Raw genomic sequence first — 14,492 nt, forward strand, 5'->3', positions numbered from 1 at the left:
CGTGCCCCGGGTGCCCTGTTACTACTACTACTGCCGCGGCAACGGACTTTCCGCCCCGGGCGCCCGCGGCGGGGGTGGCGGCGGGTTGGCCGACGTCGGCGGCGCCGGCGCCGAGGGCGCGCCGCTCGCCAAAGTCGTTGCCCCGGCGGGACCGCCGAGCCCCAAACCGAGGACCGCGGCGCAGCCCAGGACCCCGACCGTCCTCCTGGTCGCGGATCGCATCAATTTCCTCCTTTCGCATCCTCCGGTCGCGTACCCGCCGGGCGCACGCGCAAATCGGGCGAATTCGACGCGAAAGTCGACGCGCTCACGCCAGCGCGGGCAGGACCTTGTCCGTGAGCAGCTGAACCGACTTCCACGCCTCGTCGATCGGCATCCCGCCCACCAGCGGATGCAGGACCAGCGGCCCGTACTGCCGGGAGTCTCGCACTTCGGCGATGAGCTGGTCGGGCGTCAGGAACCGGTACCGCCCCGAGGCCTTGACCTCGTCCAGGGTCTGTACCCCGGGCAGGTGCATGAGCGAACGCTCCTCGGCAGACCATCCGCCGTAAGTGACCGCCTCCCAAAGGATGTGGCCGCCGAGTTCGGCCCAGGCCCGGTCCGGATCCTCGTGTAGGTAGATCATTCCGCGATTGATCGGACCGGGCATCAGGATGAGGGGCTTGATGCCGGCCTCGGCGCACAAGTCGCGATAGTGGGCGGCGATCTCGGGCAGGTGGTCGGCCAGGCTGAGCGGCAGCCGAAAACGCGCCGCGCGCCGCGCGGTGGCGCGCGAACCGCCGCCCACGTACAGCGGCGGGTGCGGCCGCGTCCAGGTACCGGTGCAGACTCCCGCGTCGGCGTCGGCGTCGGCACCGGACCAGACGGACAGCATCCGCTCGACCAGTGCGTCCATCAGTGCGCCGCGCCGGCCGAAATCGACGCCGAGCGAGTCATATTCGACCGTGCGGTAGCCCAGACCCACGGTGGTGTGCAGCCGGCCGCGGCTCATGTTGTCGACGAGCGCGATATCCTCGGCCAGTCGGACGGGATTCCACAGCGGCCCCAGCGCGCAGTCCACGCTGGCGATCAGCGTCGTGGTGCGTGCCAGGAACATCGACGCCGCCATGATCGGGTTGCAGCTCCATCCGTGTCCGGTCGCGTGATGCTCGTCGACGCTGATCGACGTGATCCCGTGGGACTCGCCCCACTGCGCCAGTTCCAGCGCGGCGCGCAGCAGTTCGCTCTGCCTGCGCGGATCGCCCTGTGGCGACGCGAAATTGAAGCGCAGCACGGTCAAGAGCACGTCAAACCTCCGGTGAGCCGGCCATCGATTCCAGGAACGCGGGGAAGTCGGGAAATAGCGCGCGGTCGACGATCTCGATGCGGGTGCCGGAAGCGTCCGTGTAGTAGGCGAACAGCGCGAGATCGGATCCGGGCGTATCGGCGGTCATCTCCAGGGTGAAGCCGTGGGCCTCCAGCGCCCGGGCGCTGCGCGCCAGGTCGTCGCTGAAGTAGCCGAGGTGATGGACGGCGTTGCCCGGCGCGGCCATCCACGGGCTGCCGGGCACCTCCTGCACGAGTTCGACGTGGGGGCTCTGCAAGGAGTAGACGATCGTCGAGGTCAGTTCGCGGACGCCGGCGGCGGTCCGAAAGGGCAGCGTGTAGCTCATCGGATTGATCCACCGGTAGCCGGCCAGCGCGCTGAGCGTGGCCATCGCCGCGTCGAGGTCGGGCACGACGATGCCGGTATGGTAGAAATCCTCGGGCCGCAAAGCGAATGTCATTGTGAATCCCTTGCTTTCAGACGCAGTCGGACGCGCCGTCGACGACGAAGAGCGCGCCACTGGTGTAGCTGCTCTGCTCGGTGCACAGAAATGCGATCGTGGGCGCGATCTCCCCGACGGATCCGAAGCGACGCAGCGGAATGTGCGCCAGTTCGGAGTCCACCAGTTCGGCCGCGCCGTGCATGGGAGCGGTCATCGGGGTGTCGATCGTGCCCGGCGCCACCGCATTCACCCGGATCCCCTTGCGCGCCCACTTCACCGCGAGATTCCGGGTGATGCAGACGATCCCTGCCTTCGCCGCGCCGTAGCCGGGAACCAGTGGCACCGCCCGCAGCGCGGACATCGACGCCAGGTTGACGACGCTGGCACCCCCTGGTGCGGTCGACGACTTCAACGCCCCGTACAGGGCCATCGTGAGCCGGTAGGGGCCGGTCAGGTTGAGAGCCACCGATGCGTCGAACCCGTCGGGCTTCGACTCGTCAAGGCCGCCAGGGAAATTCGCGCCGGCGTTGTTGACGAGCACGTCGAGGTGAGTGAACTCCTGCGCGAGCGCGTCTATCGACTTTTCGTCGGTGATCTGCAACTGGTGATAGTCCATGCCGGACAGGTCGGCCTCGTAATCGGCGGCGCTCCGTTTGGTTCCGGTGACGGCGACCGAGGCGCAGGCGTCCCGGAACAGCGTCGCGGTGGCGTGCCCGATGCCGCTGGTGCCGCCGGTGATCAGCACCGCCGTCCCGGTGAAGTCGAAGGTGGCGCGCGCCGTCATGAGTTCCTCGCTAATTGGTTTGTGAGCCAGGCACTTTCCCAGAAGTTGGTGCTGTCGGCCAGCAGCGTTTCGTGCGCCCTGTTCAGCACGTCGCGCGCGCCCGCGTGCTCGGAGGCGACGAGCTCGGCGAGGTGGATGGCGTGCAGAGCCCGGCCCGCGTCGAGGTGCGTGCGCGCCCTGTCCACCAGCGCGTCGGCGCCGGCGAGTTCCACCACGTCGGCGGCGACGGCGTCGAAGCCGACGGGGTACAGCTCGGTGGTCGACCGGTGATGAAACCAGCCCGAGTAGTTCTCCCAGACGGCGCGCACGTCCCAGGCGACCTTGCCGTAGCCCTGGCCCACTTCGAACTCGGGAGGCAAGGTGATCTCGCGCATCAGCGTCCGGACGTCCTTGCCCGCGTTCATCCCGGCGACGGTCTGGTCGTGGATGTACTGAATCGCGTCCCGCAGCCGGGTCAGTTCGGCGTTGATGCGCTCCCGCCCGGCGATCGGGTCGAAGTGGCCGGTCACCAACAGTTCGGGCTCCAGCTCGCGCACCCGCTCGACCGATGCGATCGCGGTCAGGGCGTCCCGGTACCGGTCACCGCGCATCGTCACCAGGTTGGGGATATGCCCGAACACCGGGCCAAACGTGTTTCCGCACAGGCAGATCCGTTCGTCCGGGAGCCAAACCACCAGCGAGTCGGTGGTCTCACCGCCGGGCACCGAGATCAGCTCCAGCCGCCGGCCACCGACCTCCAAACTCAGCTTGTCCTCGAATTCGAGGTCGACGACGGGCACGCTCTGGCCGGCCAGCCGGGTCGTATCGAGACGGCGCTGAATCGCTTGGATCCCGGTCGCCAGCTTGTCCTTGAAGGCGAACGCGCTGCGGGCGGCGCGGTACGGGATCAGACGTTCATTGTCGTCGCGCCACGCAGTCCAGTTCGCTTGCGCGACAACCGTCGTATCGGGGTCGCGCACGCTGTCCAGTCCGCCGACGTGGTCGACGTGGCCCTGCGTGAAGATGATGTAGCGCACCGGGGAGGGGTCGACGGCGTCGAAGTTGGCGCGATGCACCGGCCCCTCGAAGCCCATCCCCGTGTTGACGACGACCCGACCGTCGGCGGTGGTCAGCAGGTAGGCGTTCGACAGCCCCGGCGAGCACCACAGTCCCGGCGCTATCTGCTCGGCCGTCTCGGCGGCCGCCGGTCGCATGGCGTCGGCGCCGGGTCTGCTGCGATAGATCGGTTCCATCGCGGATGTCTCCTTCATTCGGGGCGGACGTCGAACCTGTCGAAGTAGAAGCCGAATCGCTCGCGCAGTTCGTCGGGAGAGATCGCGAAGTGCCGCTGCAGGTCGTAGCGGATGCGACCGTGTTTGCCCCGCGGGTTGCCCTCCAGGTACTGCTGCAGGCGCCCCCGCACCTTCGGTGTCAGCTCGACGCCGCCACGCTGGTACAGCTGCTCCAGCAGCGGCATCTCGTTGCCGTTGAGTTGGTGGAAGCTGATGTCGATGCTGCGTTCGGCCGGAACGAGGTCGCGGTCGCGCACGCATGCGCCGAGCAGCCGGTGCACCCGGTCGCTCCAATAGTCCAGCAGCCAGCCCGGGTCGATGCTGGTGCGCCGCAACCGATCGGAGTAGGCCATCATCGTGATCGCCGACTGCACCACCGCGACCGGGTCGCGGTGGGTGAAGGCCACCGTCGCGTCGGGGAAGGTCGCCATCAGCGGGCCGAGCTGCTCGCAGTGCTGCGGGCTCTTCAGGACCCACGTCCGTGGGCCGCGCAGGAAGGTGAGCGCCTGCAGAACTTTCTTCAGGTACGCGTAGTGGCGGTGTTGGTCGAGCGCCAGATAATAGTCGCGCCAATCCGGCACGCGCGCATGCCATTCCAGGACGTAGGCGGCCAGGTCGAGGTCGAGCAGTTCGACCTCCTCCTCGATCGCCTCGGGAAACCGGTCGTGCATGGCGGCCACCACCGGCGCGCTGGCCATCAGCGCGTCGTGCTCGGACTTCGCCCGCGCGTAGCGGGGGTCGACACCGGAGATGTCGGGACCCTGGCCGCGGGCGGGGATCGGTTCCTGGCTCTCCCAATAGGGCAGCGCGCGCCGACGCGGGTCGGCGGCGATGAGGTTCACCAGGTGGGTGGTGCCGGATCGCGGCATCCCGACCACGATGAACGGCTTCTCGATGGCGATCGACTCGATTTCGGGGTACCGCTTGACGAGCTCGACCAGCGACAGCCGGTTGCGCAGCAGGCGAACCACACGCTGCCGCAGCGACGTGCGGGTGAGCTGGGTCAGTCCTTCGTCGGCGTCGATCGCCGCCACGTGCGCGGCCAGCCGCTCGCCGAAGCCGTCGCTGTCGTCCAAGTCGTCGGCGCCGGCCTGCACGACCGCTTCGGCCAGCATCGCCTCGATGTCGAACTCGACCCGCCTGGCCTCGGTGAATTCCAGAATCTGCCGCTGGACGTCGGTCAGCCGGGGTGACGTCAAATCGTCGAAGTCGATGTCGCCCAGCGCAGCACCCACCGCTATAAGTTAGCGAGGTCGTCGGGGACGTCGACCTTGTGCTCCTGCAGCGCCTCCAGGGGGACCACCTCGAGCGTGCGCTCGTGGGTGGACGCCAGCACCACGGGCGCGGCGCACCCGTCGTTGTGAGCCCGGAGCCAGTTCAGCGCCGTGACACACCAGCGGTCCCCGGGCAGCAGGCCGGGGAACCGGAGCTCGGGAACCGGCGTCAGCAAGTCGTTACCGATGGACCGCTGGTGTTCCAGGAATTCGGCGGTCATCACCGCGCAGATCGTGTGCCGGCCGAGGTCCTCCGAACCGGTCGAGCAGCAGCCGTCGCGGTAAAAACCGGTCAGTGGTTCCGTGCCGCATGGTTCCAGCGGACCGCCGAGCACATTGCGATCAGGCACGCCATTAGTATCGCGCTCCCCGGGGGAAGTTCGAAGGGTCTTTTTCCATCCGTTCCGGAAAGCCCGTCCGGTACGCAGTCGGCCCTGCTGCGCGGTACGTTCTGCGTGTGATGCTTACCGGTGCTTTCCTGGCGGAGGCGGCCGCGACGGTCGACAACAAGCTGAACGTGCAAGGCGGCGTGTTGTCCAAATTCACGGTCGGCCCCGACCGGGTGGCCCGGGTTGTCCTGGTGGTGCTGACGCTGCCCGACGGCGAAGATTCCGGCCGCCGGATCGACGTGGAAATGAAGCCGCCGACGCTGGACGCCACGCAGCACACCTCGTTCGAAGCGCCGCAAGCCGCGGTCGGGGAATTTCCGGGTTTCGCCTTCTTTCCGATCGAGACGCGGCTGCCTTTCGACGGGCGCTGGGTCATCGAGGTCTCGTGCGGCGATTGGCTGATCTCGTTGCCGTTGGTCGTCGACGAGTGGTCGCCGCAGTCACTCGGCATCTGAGCGAGCCCGTTTTCACCAGGCGCACAACGGTCTTGGCGGCCGTCGGAGCCGCACCCCAAGGGCCGCAACGCACCCGCGGCCCGCGTACGTGAATGCCCCTAGGTCACAACAAGATAACAATTCCCCAAGCGCCGATAAGCTCTGCGGCGACTCGCTGTGCAAATGCCGGGAACCTGGCCTCGTGAAATTTATCGTCAGATCGTGCACCGTCGAACGGCCCTCAAGATCCCCTTGTTGCTGGCGGCGGGCACGGCACTGGCCCACGCGCCGCGCGCCTCGGCGGAACCGGCACCCCGCTCCTCCGGTGAGGTGATCCGGTGGTCGCCCGACCGCGCCAACCGCTGGTATCAGGCGCAGGGATGGCTCGTCGGCGCAAACTACATCCCGGCCAACGCCATCAATCAGCTCGAGATGTTTCAGCCCGGCACCTACGACCTCCGACGCATCAATACCGAGCTGGGCTGGGCCCGGGCCTACGGCTTCAACAGCGTGCGGGTTTTTCTGCACGATCAGCTGTGGGCGCAGGACGCCCGCGGCTTCCACAACCGCCTCGCGCAGTTCGTCAGCGTCGCCGCCAGCCACGGCATCAGGCCGCTGTTCGTCTTCTTCGACTCGTGCTGGGACCCGTTTCCAAGACTGGGTCCGCAGCGGGCGCCGCGGCCCGGCGTGCACAACTCGGGGTGGGTGCAGAGCCCCGGCGCCGAACGCCTCGGCGACCCCGCCTACACCCGCGTCCTACACGACTACGTGACGAGCGTGTTGACCCAATTCCGCAGTGACAACCGAATTTTGGGTTGGGACATGTGGAACGAGCCCGACAACCCGGCGCGCGTGTACCAAAAGGTGGAGCGCAAAGACAAGCTGGAGTTGGTCGCCAACCTGCTCCCCCAAGTGTTCCGGTGGGCCCGCGCGGTCGATCCCAGCCAACCGCTGACGAGCGGCGTGTGGCGCGGTGCCGATCAGGGCGAGCACGGGGGCGCCAACGCGATCAGTGACATCCAACTGAACAACGCCGACGTGATCACCTTTCACTCCTACGCCGAGCCCGCGGGCTTCGAGTCGCGGATCGCCGAGCTGGCGCCGCTGGGGCGACCGATCATCTGCACCGAGTACATGGCCCGGCCCCAGGGCAGCACCATCGAGTCGATCCTGCCCGTCGCGAAGCGACGCAACGTCGGCGCCTTCAACTGGGGTCTGGTCGCCGGCAAGACCCAGACCTACTTCCCCTGGGATTCGTGGGACCATCCGTACGCGGCCCCCCCGAAGGTGTGGTTTCACGACCTGCTGCAACCCGATGGCCGGCCCTTCCGGGACAGCGAATTCCAGGCGGCGCGCGGCCTGACCAGCGGCGGGCCCACGTGAAACGCCCCCGGACCCGGGCAGCCGTAACAATTTAGTAATGAGGAACGCGAAAACGCCGTTTTCGCGTTCGGGGGCTCTCTAGCCGACCGAGCGGGCCTTGCGCCGCTCGAAGAAATCCGACCACGACACGACGTCGGGGTGCTGCTTGAGCAGGGCCCTGCGCTGCCGCTCGGTCATGCCACCCCAGATGCCGAACTCGACCTTGTGGTCGAGCGCCTCCGCACCGCATTCCTGCATCACCGGGCAGTGCCGGCAGATCACCGCGGCTTTGCGCTGGGCGGCTCCCCGCACAAACAGCTCTTCGGGGTCGGTTTCCCGACACAGCGCCTTCGTGACCCACGCGCGGTCGACCGCGTCGGCTGCGCGCGGAGCGCTGGCTACGGGCACAAGATTCCGCGGCCGCAGGGCCGCTCCTGTTCCTGGCAACGAGATATCCCTTCGTCTCGGCCGCGCTCTGCGGCCGGCCTCCCCCGATGCTGGGATTTGCGCCACACGTGCCCGCGTCTGTGACCTGGATCCCCCCGCTGCAAAGGTAGCGGTTCGGTATCGATCGCGCAACGCTTTTCTGGTACAGACGTACATTTCCTTGGGAATGACCCCGGCAGCGCGGCCCGCGGCGCGGCCGCGGCAGATGCAAGGGACCCGACACGAAGACAGCGACGGATATCGGTGCACGGCAACGCCGTTCAACCCGGCGTGACTGACGCCGTCGGTGGGAGTTGGTGCGATGACGGGCCGCGCGGCCCGCCCGGTGCGGGCGGCCGTTCGCCCGTGAAACTAGCGCTGACCTGCGATTTCTCGCGGCAGCTTTGGCGGTGGCGGAGGGATTTGAACCCTCGGACGGTTTTAGCCGTCACACGCTTTCGAGGCGTGCTCCTTAGGCCGCTCGGACACGCCACCGCCAGGCAGCTTACCGAACCGGTCGCCGCTCACCCCAATCGCTGGCGGGCAAAGAAGTCCTCCAGGGGCGCGGCGCATTCTTGCGCGAGCACACCGCCGCGTACCTGTGGGCGGTGGTTGAGCCGACGGTCGCGGACCACGTCCCACAGCGATCCGACCGCTCCCGTCTTGGGTTCCCACGCGCCGAACACCAGCCGCGCGATGCGGGCCAGGACCAGCGCGCCCGCGCACATGGTGCACGGTTCGACGGTCACCGCGAGCGTCGCGCCCTCCAGCCGCCACCCATCGCCGAGCACCTGCGCCGCGGCCCGCATCGCCAGGATCTCGGCGTGCGCGGTCGGATCACCCAGTGCCTCACGGGCATTCACCGCCCGGGCCAGCTCGGTCCCGTCGGCACCGACGACCACGGCGCCGATCGGCACGTCGCGGGGGCCCGCCGTCGTGGCCACCGACAGCGCGGCGCGGATCAGATCTTCATCGCTGATCGGTGATCACCGACCGATCCTGATGGCGGCGACCCGCTTCGCCCGGTCCCCCGCAACCGGGTGGGGTCCCCGCGGAGCTGGGGAGTGCCCCCACCGCCGCGCGCCTCCGATCACCGACCGAGGCGGTCGATCACCGCCGACAACTCGTCGGCGAAGCCCATCTCCCGGGCGATGCGGCCCAACTGCTCGTCGGCGTACAGGTCGCTCTCGTCGAGGATGACGCCCAGCACCGCCTCGGGGAGCCCGACGTCGGACAGCAGCCCCAGGTCGCCCTCCTCGAACGGGTCGGCGTCCTCGAGGTCCTCGGGATCGATGTCAGCGTCGAGGTTGTCCAGCGCTTCGGCGGCGATGTCGTAGTCCAGTGCGGCGGTGGCGTCCGAGAGCAGCAGCCGGGTCCCCGACGGGCCCGGGCGCACGATGACGAAGAATTCGTCGTCGACGTCGAGGAGCCCGAAGACCGCGCCGGAGCTGCGCAGCTCACGCAGCTCGGTCTCGGCGGCCTTGAGGCTCGTCAGCGCCTTGGGAGACATGGCATAACAGCGCCATTTGCCCTCTTCGCGCACGACCGCGACGCCGAAGCCGTCCGGCGTGTCCGCGGACGGGCCTTGCGCCGAGGCCCGCTGTGCTCCCATGGGCGCCTACGCTAGTCGCTGACCAGGCCCTCTGACCAGACGCAGCGCTGACTGTGCCAACCTTGGACTGTGGCTCATCTTCGGTCCGAAACACCCGTTTGCGTGCTCGGGTTGGGCCTCATCGGCGGCTCGATCATGCGGGCCGCCAAGGCGGCCGGCCGCGACGTGTTCGGCTACAACCGGTCGGTGGAGGGCGCGCACGCCGCCACCGCCGACGGCTTCGACGCCAGCACCGATCTGACCCACACCCTGACCCGGGCCGCCGACACCGGCGCGCTGATCGTCGTGGCGGTGCCGATGCCGGCGTTGGCGGGCATGCTCGCCCACATCAGCGAACTCGCCCCCGACTGCCCGCTGACCGACGTCACCAGCGTCAAGAGCGCCGTGCTCGACGAGGTTGCCGCGGCGGGCCTGCTGGAGCGCTTCGTCGGCGGCCACCCCATGACGGGCACGGCGGATTCGGGTTGGGCCGCGGGCTATGCCGGGTTGTTCACCAGGGCACCATGGGTGGTCAGCGTCGACAACCACGTGGACCCGCGGATCTGGTCGATGGTGATGCAGCTCGCGCTGGATTGCGGGGCGCTGGTGGTGCCGGCCAAATCGGACGAGCACGATGCCGCGGCGGCCGCCATCTCCCACCTCCCCCACTTGCTCGCGGAGGCGCTGGCCGTGACCGCCGGAGAGGTCCCGCTGGCCTTCGCGCTGGCGGCCGGCTCCTTCCGCGACGGCACCCGGGTGGCGGGCACCGCGCCGGAGCTGGTGAGGGCGATGTGCGAGGGCAATTCCGCGCAGCTGCTGCCGGCGGTCGACCAGGTGATCGAGCTACTCGCCCGCGCCCGCGAGTCGCTGGCCAGCCACAATTCGCTCGCCGACCTCATCGACGCGGGCCACGCGGCCCGGACGCGTTACGACAGCTTTCCGCGCTCCGACATCTTCACCGTCGTCATCGGCGCCGAGAACTGGCGCGAAGAACTCGCCGCCGCGGGCCGCGCCGGTGGGGTGATCAGATCCGCTCTGCCAAGCCTGGATAGTCGACGATGAAGCCCTCTTCGTCGGCACTCACCGCGGTGTCGGCGACCGGGGAGCGCAACTTGATCCCCTCGCGGCTTCCCTCGCTGGTGTAACTCACCGTCGCCGCGGTGACCGACATGTCGGGCACGTTCACGTAGACCATCGGCAACGTCACCATGTCCGCCCGTTCGTGCAGCCCGAGGCGCCGGATCGGCAGCGCGTTGAAAAACGGGCTGAACACCACGTCGACGTCCAGCGCGCCGTTGTACCCGGCGCGCCGCTCGCCCTGGTGGTCGGTCACCAGCCACATGTTTTCCTCGTCCCGGGCGATGGAGAGCACGCGTTCCCGCTCGGCCAGTGTCACGGTCAGCCCCAGGCGCTTGGTGGCGCCGGTCTCGTCGGTCTGCACGTCGTAGTAGGCGCCGAACGCCGGATTGGTCTCGGTGGCGGCGGCCACGATGCGCCCGTTGGCCCGGATCCGCTTGCCGGACACCTGGATTCGCACCGATTCCATGCGGGAAACGTCCTGCGCGCGCCAGGTCAACATCGCCTGCCACACGCGCCGGGCTGGGTCAGAGGGGGCTGCGTTCACGCCTCTACCGTAGGACGTGTCCATCGGCGGCGGCGGGTTTGCCCCCAAGTGCGGTGGGCGTCACGTGGTCGCGCCGCCGGGCGGCCCAGCCCGACCGGCCGCGCAGCCGCCCGGTGCCGGGCGCCGACGCCCACACCGCCAGCGCGAGCAGGCCGTCCAGGAGCAGCGCCAGCGCGGCCACCATCAGCGCACCGACCAGCGCGAGCTGGAATTGGCGCTCCTTGATGCCGTCGATCAGGTATCGACCCAGCCCGCCGAGGCTGGCGTAGGCGGCCACCGTCGCGGTGGCGACCACCTGCAGCGTCGCGTTGCGCAGCCCACCCAGGATCAGCGGCAGCGCGTTGGGTATCTCGACGCGCAGCAGCACCCGGGTCTCCGTCATGCCCATGGCGCGGGCGGCGTCGACCACCGTCGGCTCGACGTTGGCAATGCCCGCGTAGGTGCCGGCCAGCAGGGACGGCACGCCGAGCAGCATGAGGGCGACCAGCGGCGGCCCGAGGCCCAGCCCGAACAGCAACACCCCCAGCAACAGCACGCCCAGCGTCGGAAGTGCCCGCAGGCCGTTGACCGCGCCCACCACCAGGAGCGTGCCACGACCCGTGTGCCCGATGATCAGCCCGACCGGGACGGCGATCACCGCGGACGCGGCCACCGCGATGGCGGTGTACTCGAGGTGCTCCGCGGTGCGCGCCGCCAACCCGACCGGACCGGTCCAGTTGTCGGCGGTCAGCAGGTAGGACAGCGCCTGTTGCACGAAGTTCATCGCGCGCCGCCCACGACCGGCGCCACCGCCGGGCGGCGACGCGGGGTACGCCCGGCGCGCTCCCACGGCGTGGCCAGCCGGCCGGCCACGACGATGAGCGCGTCGATGACGGTCGCCAGCACGAACAACGCGACGATGCCCGCGACGATCTGGTCGCTCTTGTCGGTCTGATAGCCCTCGGTGAACCAGGTGCCCAGGCCGCCGATGCCGATCACCGAGCCGACCGAAACCATCGCGATGTTGGTCACCACGACCACGCGCAACCCGGCGACCAACACCGGAATGGACAGCGGCAGTTCGACTTTCAGCATCCGCTTGAGGGTCGGGTAGCCCACCGCCGCGGCGGCGTCGCGCACCTGGGCCGGCACCGCGTCCAGCGCCTCGAGCACCGCCCGCACCAGCAGCGCGGCGGTGTAGGCGGTCAGCGCGACGATGACGTTGGCCTCGTCGAGGATCCGGGTGCCGATGATCGTCGGCAGGACCACGAACAACGCCAGCGACGGCACGGTGAACACCACGGCCGCGGTTGCCGTCGTCAGCCGCCGGGCGACCGGCACGCGCTGGACCGCGACGCCCAGCGGGACGGCGATCGCCAGCCCGATCAGCACCGGCACCAAGGACAGCCGCAGATGTACCACGGTCAGGGCCCAGGCGTCGTCGAGGTGGGTGAGCAGGTAGTGCATCGTCAGCTTCCCCGCCGTGCCTCGACCACGGCCAGCACGTCGGCGGCCAGCACGCCACCAATGACCTTGCCCGCGTCGTCCACGGCGACACCGAGGCCCGACGGCGACGACAGCGCCGCGTCGAGGGCCTGGCTGAGGTTGCCGTCCGGGCGGAACAGCGAGCCGACGCCACTCATGCTGTCGGACAACGACGCACCCGAGCGATGCTTGCGCAGGCCATCGGCGTCGACCCACCCCACCGGGGCGCCCGCGTCGTCGACCACCACCGCCCAGCCGTCGGGAAGGCCGGTCTCGCGCAGGCCGTCCGCGGCGACGCGCTCGATGTCGTGCAGGGGCAGGCCGGCCGCGTCGATGAGCTGCAGCCAGCGGTAGCCGCGACCCAACCCGATGAACCTGGCGACGAATTCGTTGGCGGGACGCGAAAGCAGTTGCGCGGCTTCGTCATACTGTTGCAGTACGCCGGCCTTGAACACCGCGATCCGCTCGCCCAGCCTGAGCGCCTCGTCGATGTCGTGCGTGACGAAGACGATGGTTTTGTGCAATTCGCTTTGCAGCCGCAGTATTTCGTTTTGCAGCTCGTGCCGCACCACCGGGTCGACGGCGGAGAACGGCTCGTCCATCAGCAAAATGGGCGGGTCGGCGGCGAGCGCGCGTGCCACGCCGACGCGTTGTTGTTCGCCACCGGACAACTGGGCCGGGTAGCGGGTGGCGATCTTGGCGTCCAGGCCGACGCGTTCGAGCACCTCGTAGGCGGCTTTGCGGGCCACCCGGCGCGGCTGGCCCTTCAGGACGGGAACGGTTGCGACGTTGTCGATCACGCGCTGATGCGGCATCAGCCCGGCGTGCTGGATGACGTAGCCGATCCCGAGGCGCAGCCGCACCGGGTTGACGCCCCTGACATCCGCCCCGTTGACGGTGATGGTGCCCGAGGTCGGCTCGATCATCCGGTTGATCATCCGCAGAGCCGTGGTCTTGCCGCTGCCCGAAGATCCGACGAAGACCGTCAGTTTGCCGTGGGGGACCGCCAGGCTCAGCCGGTCCACGGCGGCGGTGCCGTCGGCGAACACCTTGCTGACGGTGTCGAAGACGATCAACGCCGTTGGCCGATCGGATGGGTGAAGCCGTTGAACTGCACCCAGTTTCGTGCCGCCTGGTCCGGGTCGACGCCGGAATTGCCCGACACGGCTGCGTTGAGGCCGGCCATGCCGGTGGTGGTGAGCTTCGCCGAGACCGCGTCGAGCACGTTTTTGAGCAGGTCCGACTTCTTCTGCGAATTGACCAGCGGCACAATGTTGCCGGCCAAGAAGTTGTGCTCGGGGTCATCGAGCGCCACCAGGTGATCTTGCAGGATCGCCGGTGACGTGCTGAAGATGTTGGCGGCCGTGACCCTGCCCTCCAGCAACGCACGCACGGTCACCGCGCCGCCGCCGTCGTTGATCGCGACGAAGTTACCCGGGCTGATGTTCAGCCCGTATTTCTGGCGCAGGCCCGGTAGGCCGGACGGCCGGTTCTCGAACGCCGACGGCGCTCCGAACCGCACCTCGGGCGAATGGGCGGCCAAATCGCCGATCGTCTTCAGGTTCCAGTCGTGCGCGGTGCCAGCGGTGACGGTGACCGTGTCGGTGTCGGAAGCCGGTGACGGCGTGAGAATCGACAGGTCGCCCGGAAGTTGCTTGTACAGCTCCAACTCGACGTCGTTGAGCATGGTGGCCGTGGAGTTGGGCGCGAAGTACAACAGCAGGTTACCGATGTACTCGGGCACCAGATCGATGGAATGATCCTTCAACGCAGGGATATAGGTCTCCCTGCTGCCGATGCCCATTCGCCGCCCGACCTCGAAACCGTTGGCCTGCAAGGCTTGCGCGTAGATTTCGGCGACAATCTCCGATTCCGGGAAATCACCCGAGCCCACCACGATGGATTTCGGGCTGCGGGTCTCCGCCCCCAGCGGATCGGAATTGCTGCAGGCCGCGATCAGGCATACCGCGGCCACCCAGACTGCCACGCGCATTGTCGCGCGACGGGCGCGCGGCAGCATCCTCATAACGCCGACACTAACGGCAGAACCGCCGCGACGCGCCCGTCCCGGCGGCAGGTTGTTTTGCGAGGATTTGTTTCAATCTGCCCAGGATGGGACAAAGAT

At 68.7% G+C, this 14,492-nt stretch carries 18 protein-coding genes and 1 tRNA gene; 3 read left to right on the forward strand and 16 right to left on the reverse strand.

What is annotated here, in order from left to right; all coding sequences use genetic code 11:
- Positions 1–27: 27 nt before the first annotated feature.
- The 7 genes from A5673_RS29010 to A5673_RS08505 form a co-directional block, all read right to left on the reverse strand.
- Complete coding sequence (locus A5673_RS29010) at positions 28–222, reverse strand: hypothetical protein (protein ID WP_156748012.1); 195 nt, start codon at positions 220–222, stop codon at positions 28–30.
- An 85-nt stretch (positions 223–307) separates the two neighbouring features.
- On the reverse strand, positions 308–1,285 hold the full coding sequence (locus tag A5673_RS08480; protein ID WP_068229820.1) for an LLM class flavin-dependent oxidoreductase: 978 nt from the start codon (positions 1,283–1,285) through the stop codon (positions 308–310).
- Position 1,286: 1 nt separating this feature from the next.
- On the reverse strand, positions 1,287–1,766 hold the full coding sequence (locus A5673_RS08485; RefSeq protein WP_068229825.1) for a VOC family protein: 480 nt from the start codon (positions 1,764–1,766) through the stop codon (positions 1,287–1,289).
- 16 nt (positions 1,767–1,782) lie between these two features.
- Complete coding sequence (locus A5673_RS08490) at positions 1,783–2,532, reverse strand: SDR family NAD(P)-dependent oxidoreductase (RefSeq protein WP_068229827.1); 750 nt, start codon at positions 2,530–2,532, stop codon at positions 1,783–1,785.
- Positions 2,529–3,764 (reverse strand): MBL fold metallo-hydrolase, encoded by a 1,236-nt coding sequence (locus tag A5673_RS08495; protein ID WP_068229907.1) that lies wholly within the window; start codon positions 3,762–3,764, stop codon positions 2,529–2,531. The genes A5673_RS08490 and A5673_RS08495 overlap by 4 nt, the downstream gene beginning before the upstream one ends.
- Before the next feature lie 14 nt (positions 3,765–3,778).
- On the reverse strand, positions 3,779–5,038 hold the full coding sequence (locus A5673_RS08500; RefSeq protein WP_068229830.1) for a sulfotransferase: 1,260 nt from the start codon (positions 5,036–5,038) through the stop codon (positions 3,779–3,781).
- A 2-nt stretch (positions 5,039–5,040) separates the two neighbouring features.
- On the reverse strand, positions 5,041–5,427 hold the full coding sequence (locus tag A5673_RS08505) for a DUF2237 family protein (protein WP_068229834.1): 387 nt from the start codon (positions 5,425–5,427) through the stop codon (positions 5,041–5,043).
- 110 nt (positions 5,428–5,537) lie between these two features.
- On the opposite strand from A5673_RS08505, the gene A5673_RS08510 reads away from it, so the two are divergent.
- Both A5673_RS08510 and A5673_RS08515 read left to right on the forward strand, forming a co-directional pair.
- Entirely contained in the window at positions 5,538–5,921 is a 384-nt protein-coding gene (locus A5673_RS08510; RefSeq protein ID WP_068229836.1) for a hypothetical protein, read from the forward strand.
- 201 nt (positions 5,922–6,122) lie between these two features.
- Positions 6,123–7,283, forward strand: a complete 1,161-nt coding sequence (locus A5673_RS08515; protein WP_068229841.1) for a 1,4-beta-xylanase — start codon at positions 6,123–6,125, stop codon at positions 7,281–7,283.
- A gap of 78 nt (positions 7,284–7,361) precedes the next feature.
- Here A5673_RS08515 and A5673_RS08520 read toward each other — a convergent pair whose 3' ends face one another.
- From A5673_RS08520 to A5673_RS08535, 4 genes are all read right to left on the reverse strand, one after another.
- Positions 7,362–7,670: a WhiB family transcriptional regulator gene (locus A5673_RS08520; RefSeq protein ID WP_231970951.1), complete on the reverse strand. Its 309-nt coding sequence runs from the start codon at positions 7,668–7,670 to the stop codon at positions 7,362–7,364.
- A gap of 423 nt (positions 7,671–8,093) precedes the next feature.
- Positions 8,094–8,183 (reverse strand) — tRNA-Ser (locus tag A5673_RS08525).
- A gap of 29 nt (positions 8,184–8,212) precedes the next feature.
- The gene (locus A5673_RS08530; RefSeq protein ID WP_068229843.1) at positions 8,213–8,668 is read right to left on the reverse strand and encodes a nucleoside deaminase; all 456 of its coding nucleotides are present in this window, start codon (positions 8,666–8,668) and stop codon (positions 8,213–8,215) included.
- 110 nt (positions 8,669–8,778) lie between these two features.
- Positions 8,779–9,300, reverse strand: a complete 522-nt coding sequence (locus tag A5673_RS08535) for a tRNA adenosine deaminase-associated protein (protein ID WP_068229845.1) — start codon at positions 9,298–9,300, stop codon at positions 8,779–8,781.
- A 102-nt stretch (positions 9,301–9,402) separates the two neighbouring features.
- On the opposite strand from A5673_RS08535, the gene A5673_RS08540 reads away from it, so the two are divergent.
- Positions 9,403–10,341 (forward strand): prephenate dehydrogenase, encoded by a 939-nt coding sequence (locus A5673_RS08540; RefSeq protein WP_068229847.1) that lies wholly within the window; start codon positions 9,403–9,405, stop codon positions 10,339–10,341.
- Here the strand turns inward: A5673_RS08540 and A5673_RS08545 are convergent.
- From A5673_RS08545 to A5673_RS08565, 5 genes are read right to left on the reverse strand one after another with little or no spacing between them, the layout of a single operon-like run.
- Complete coding sequence (locus tag A5673_RS08545; protein ID WP_068229850.1) at positions 10,304–10,903, reverse strand: putative glycolipid-binding domain-containing protein; 600 nt, start codon at positions 10,901–10,903, stop codon at positions 10,304–10,306. The two genes, A5673_RS08540 and A5673_RS08545, sit on opposite strands and share 38 nt — an antisense overlap.
- Positions 10,904–10,907: 4 nt before the next feature.
- Positions 10,908–11,666 (reverse strand): ABC transporter permease, encoded by a 759-nt coding sequence (locus A5673_RS08550; protein ID WP_082958624.1) that lies wholly within the window; start codon positions 11,664–11,666, stop codon positions 10,908–10,910.
- Positions 11,663–12,349, reverse strand: coding sequence for an ABC transporter permease (locus tag A5673_RS08555; RefSeq protein WP_068229852.1), 687 nt, complete (start codon positions 12,347–12,349; stop codon positions 11,663–11,665). The genes A5673_RS08550 and A5673_RS08555 overlap by 4 nt, the downstream gene beginning before the upstream one ends.
- A gap of 2 nt (positions 12,350–12,351) precedes the next feature.
- Complete coding sequence (locus A5673_RS08560; protein ID WP_068229854.1) at positions 12,352–13,443, reverse strand: ABC transporter ATP-binding protein; 1,092 nt, start codon at positions 13,441–13,443, stop codon at positions 12,352–12,354.
- Positions 13,440–14,393 carry an ABC transporter substrate-binding protein gene (locus tag A5673_RS08565; protein WP_068229857.1) on the reverse strand — a complete coding sequence of 318 codons (954 nt, stop codon included), beginning with the start codon at positions 14,391–14,393 and terminating at the stop codon, positions 13,440–13,442. Before A5673_RS08565 ends, A5673_RS08560 begins: the two co-directional genes overlap by 4 nt.
- Positions 14,394–14,492 lie beyond the last annotated feature (99 nt).

It is taken from the genome of Mycobacterium sp. E3198 (assembly GCF_001667015.1).
Lineage (GTDB): Bacteria > Actinomycetota > Actinomycetes > Mycobacteriales > Mycobacteriaceae > Mycobacterium.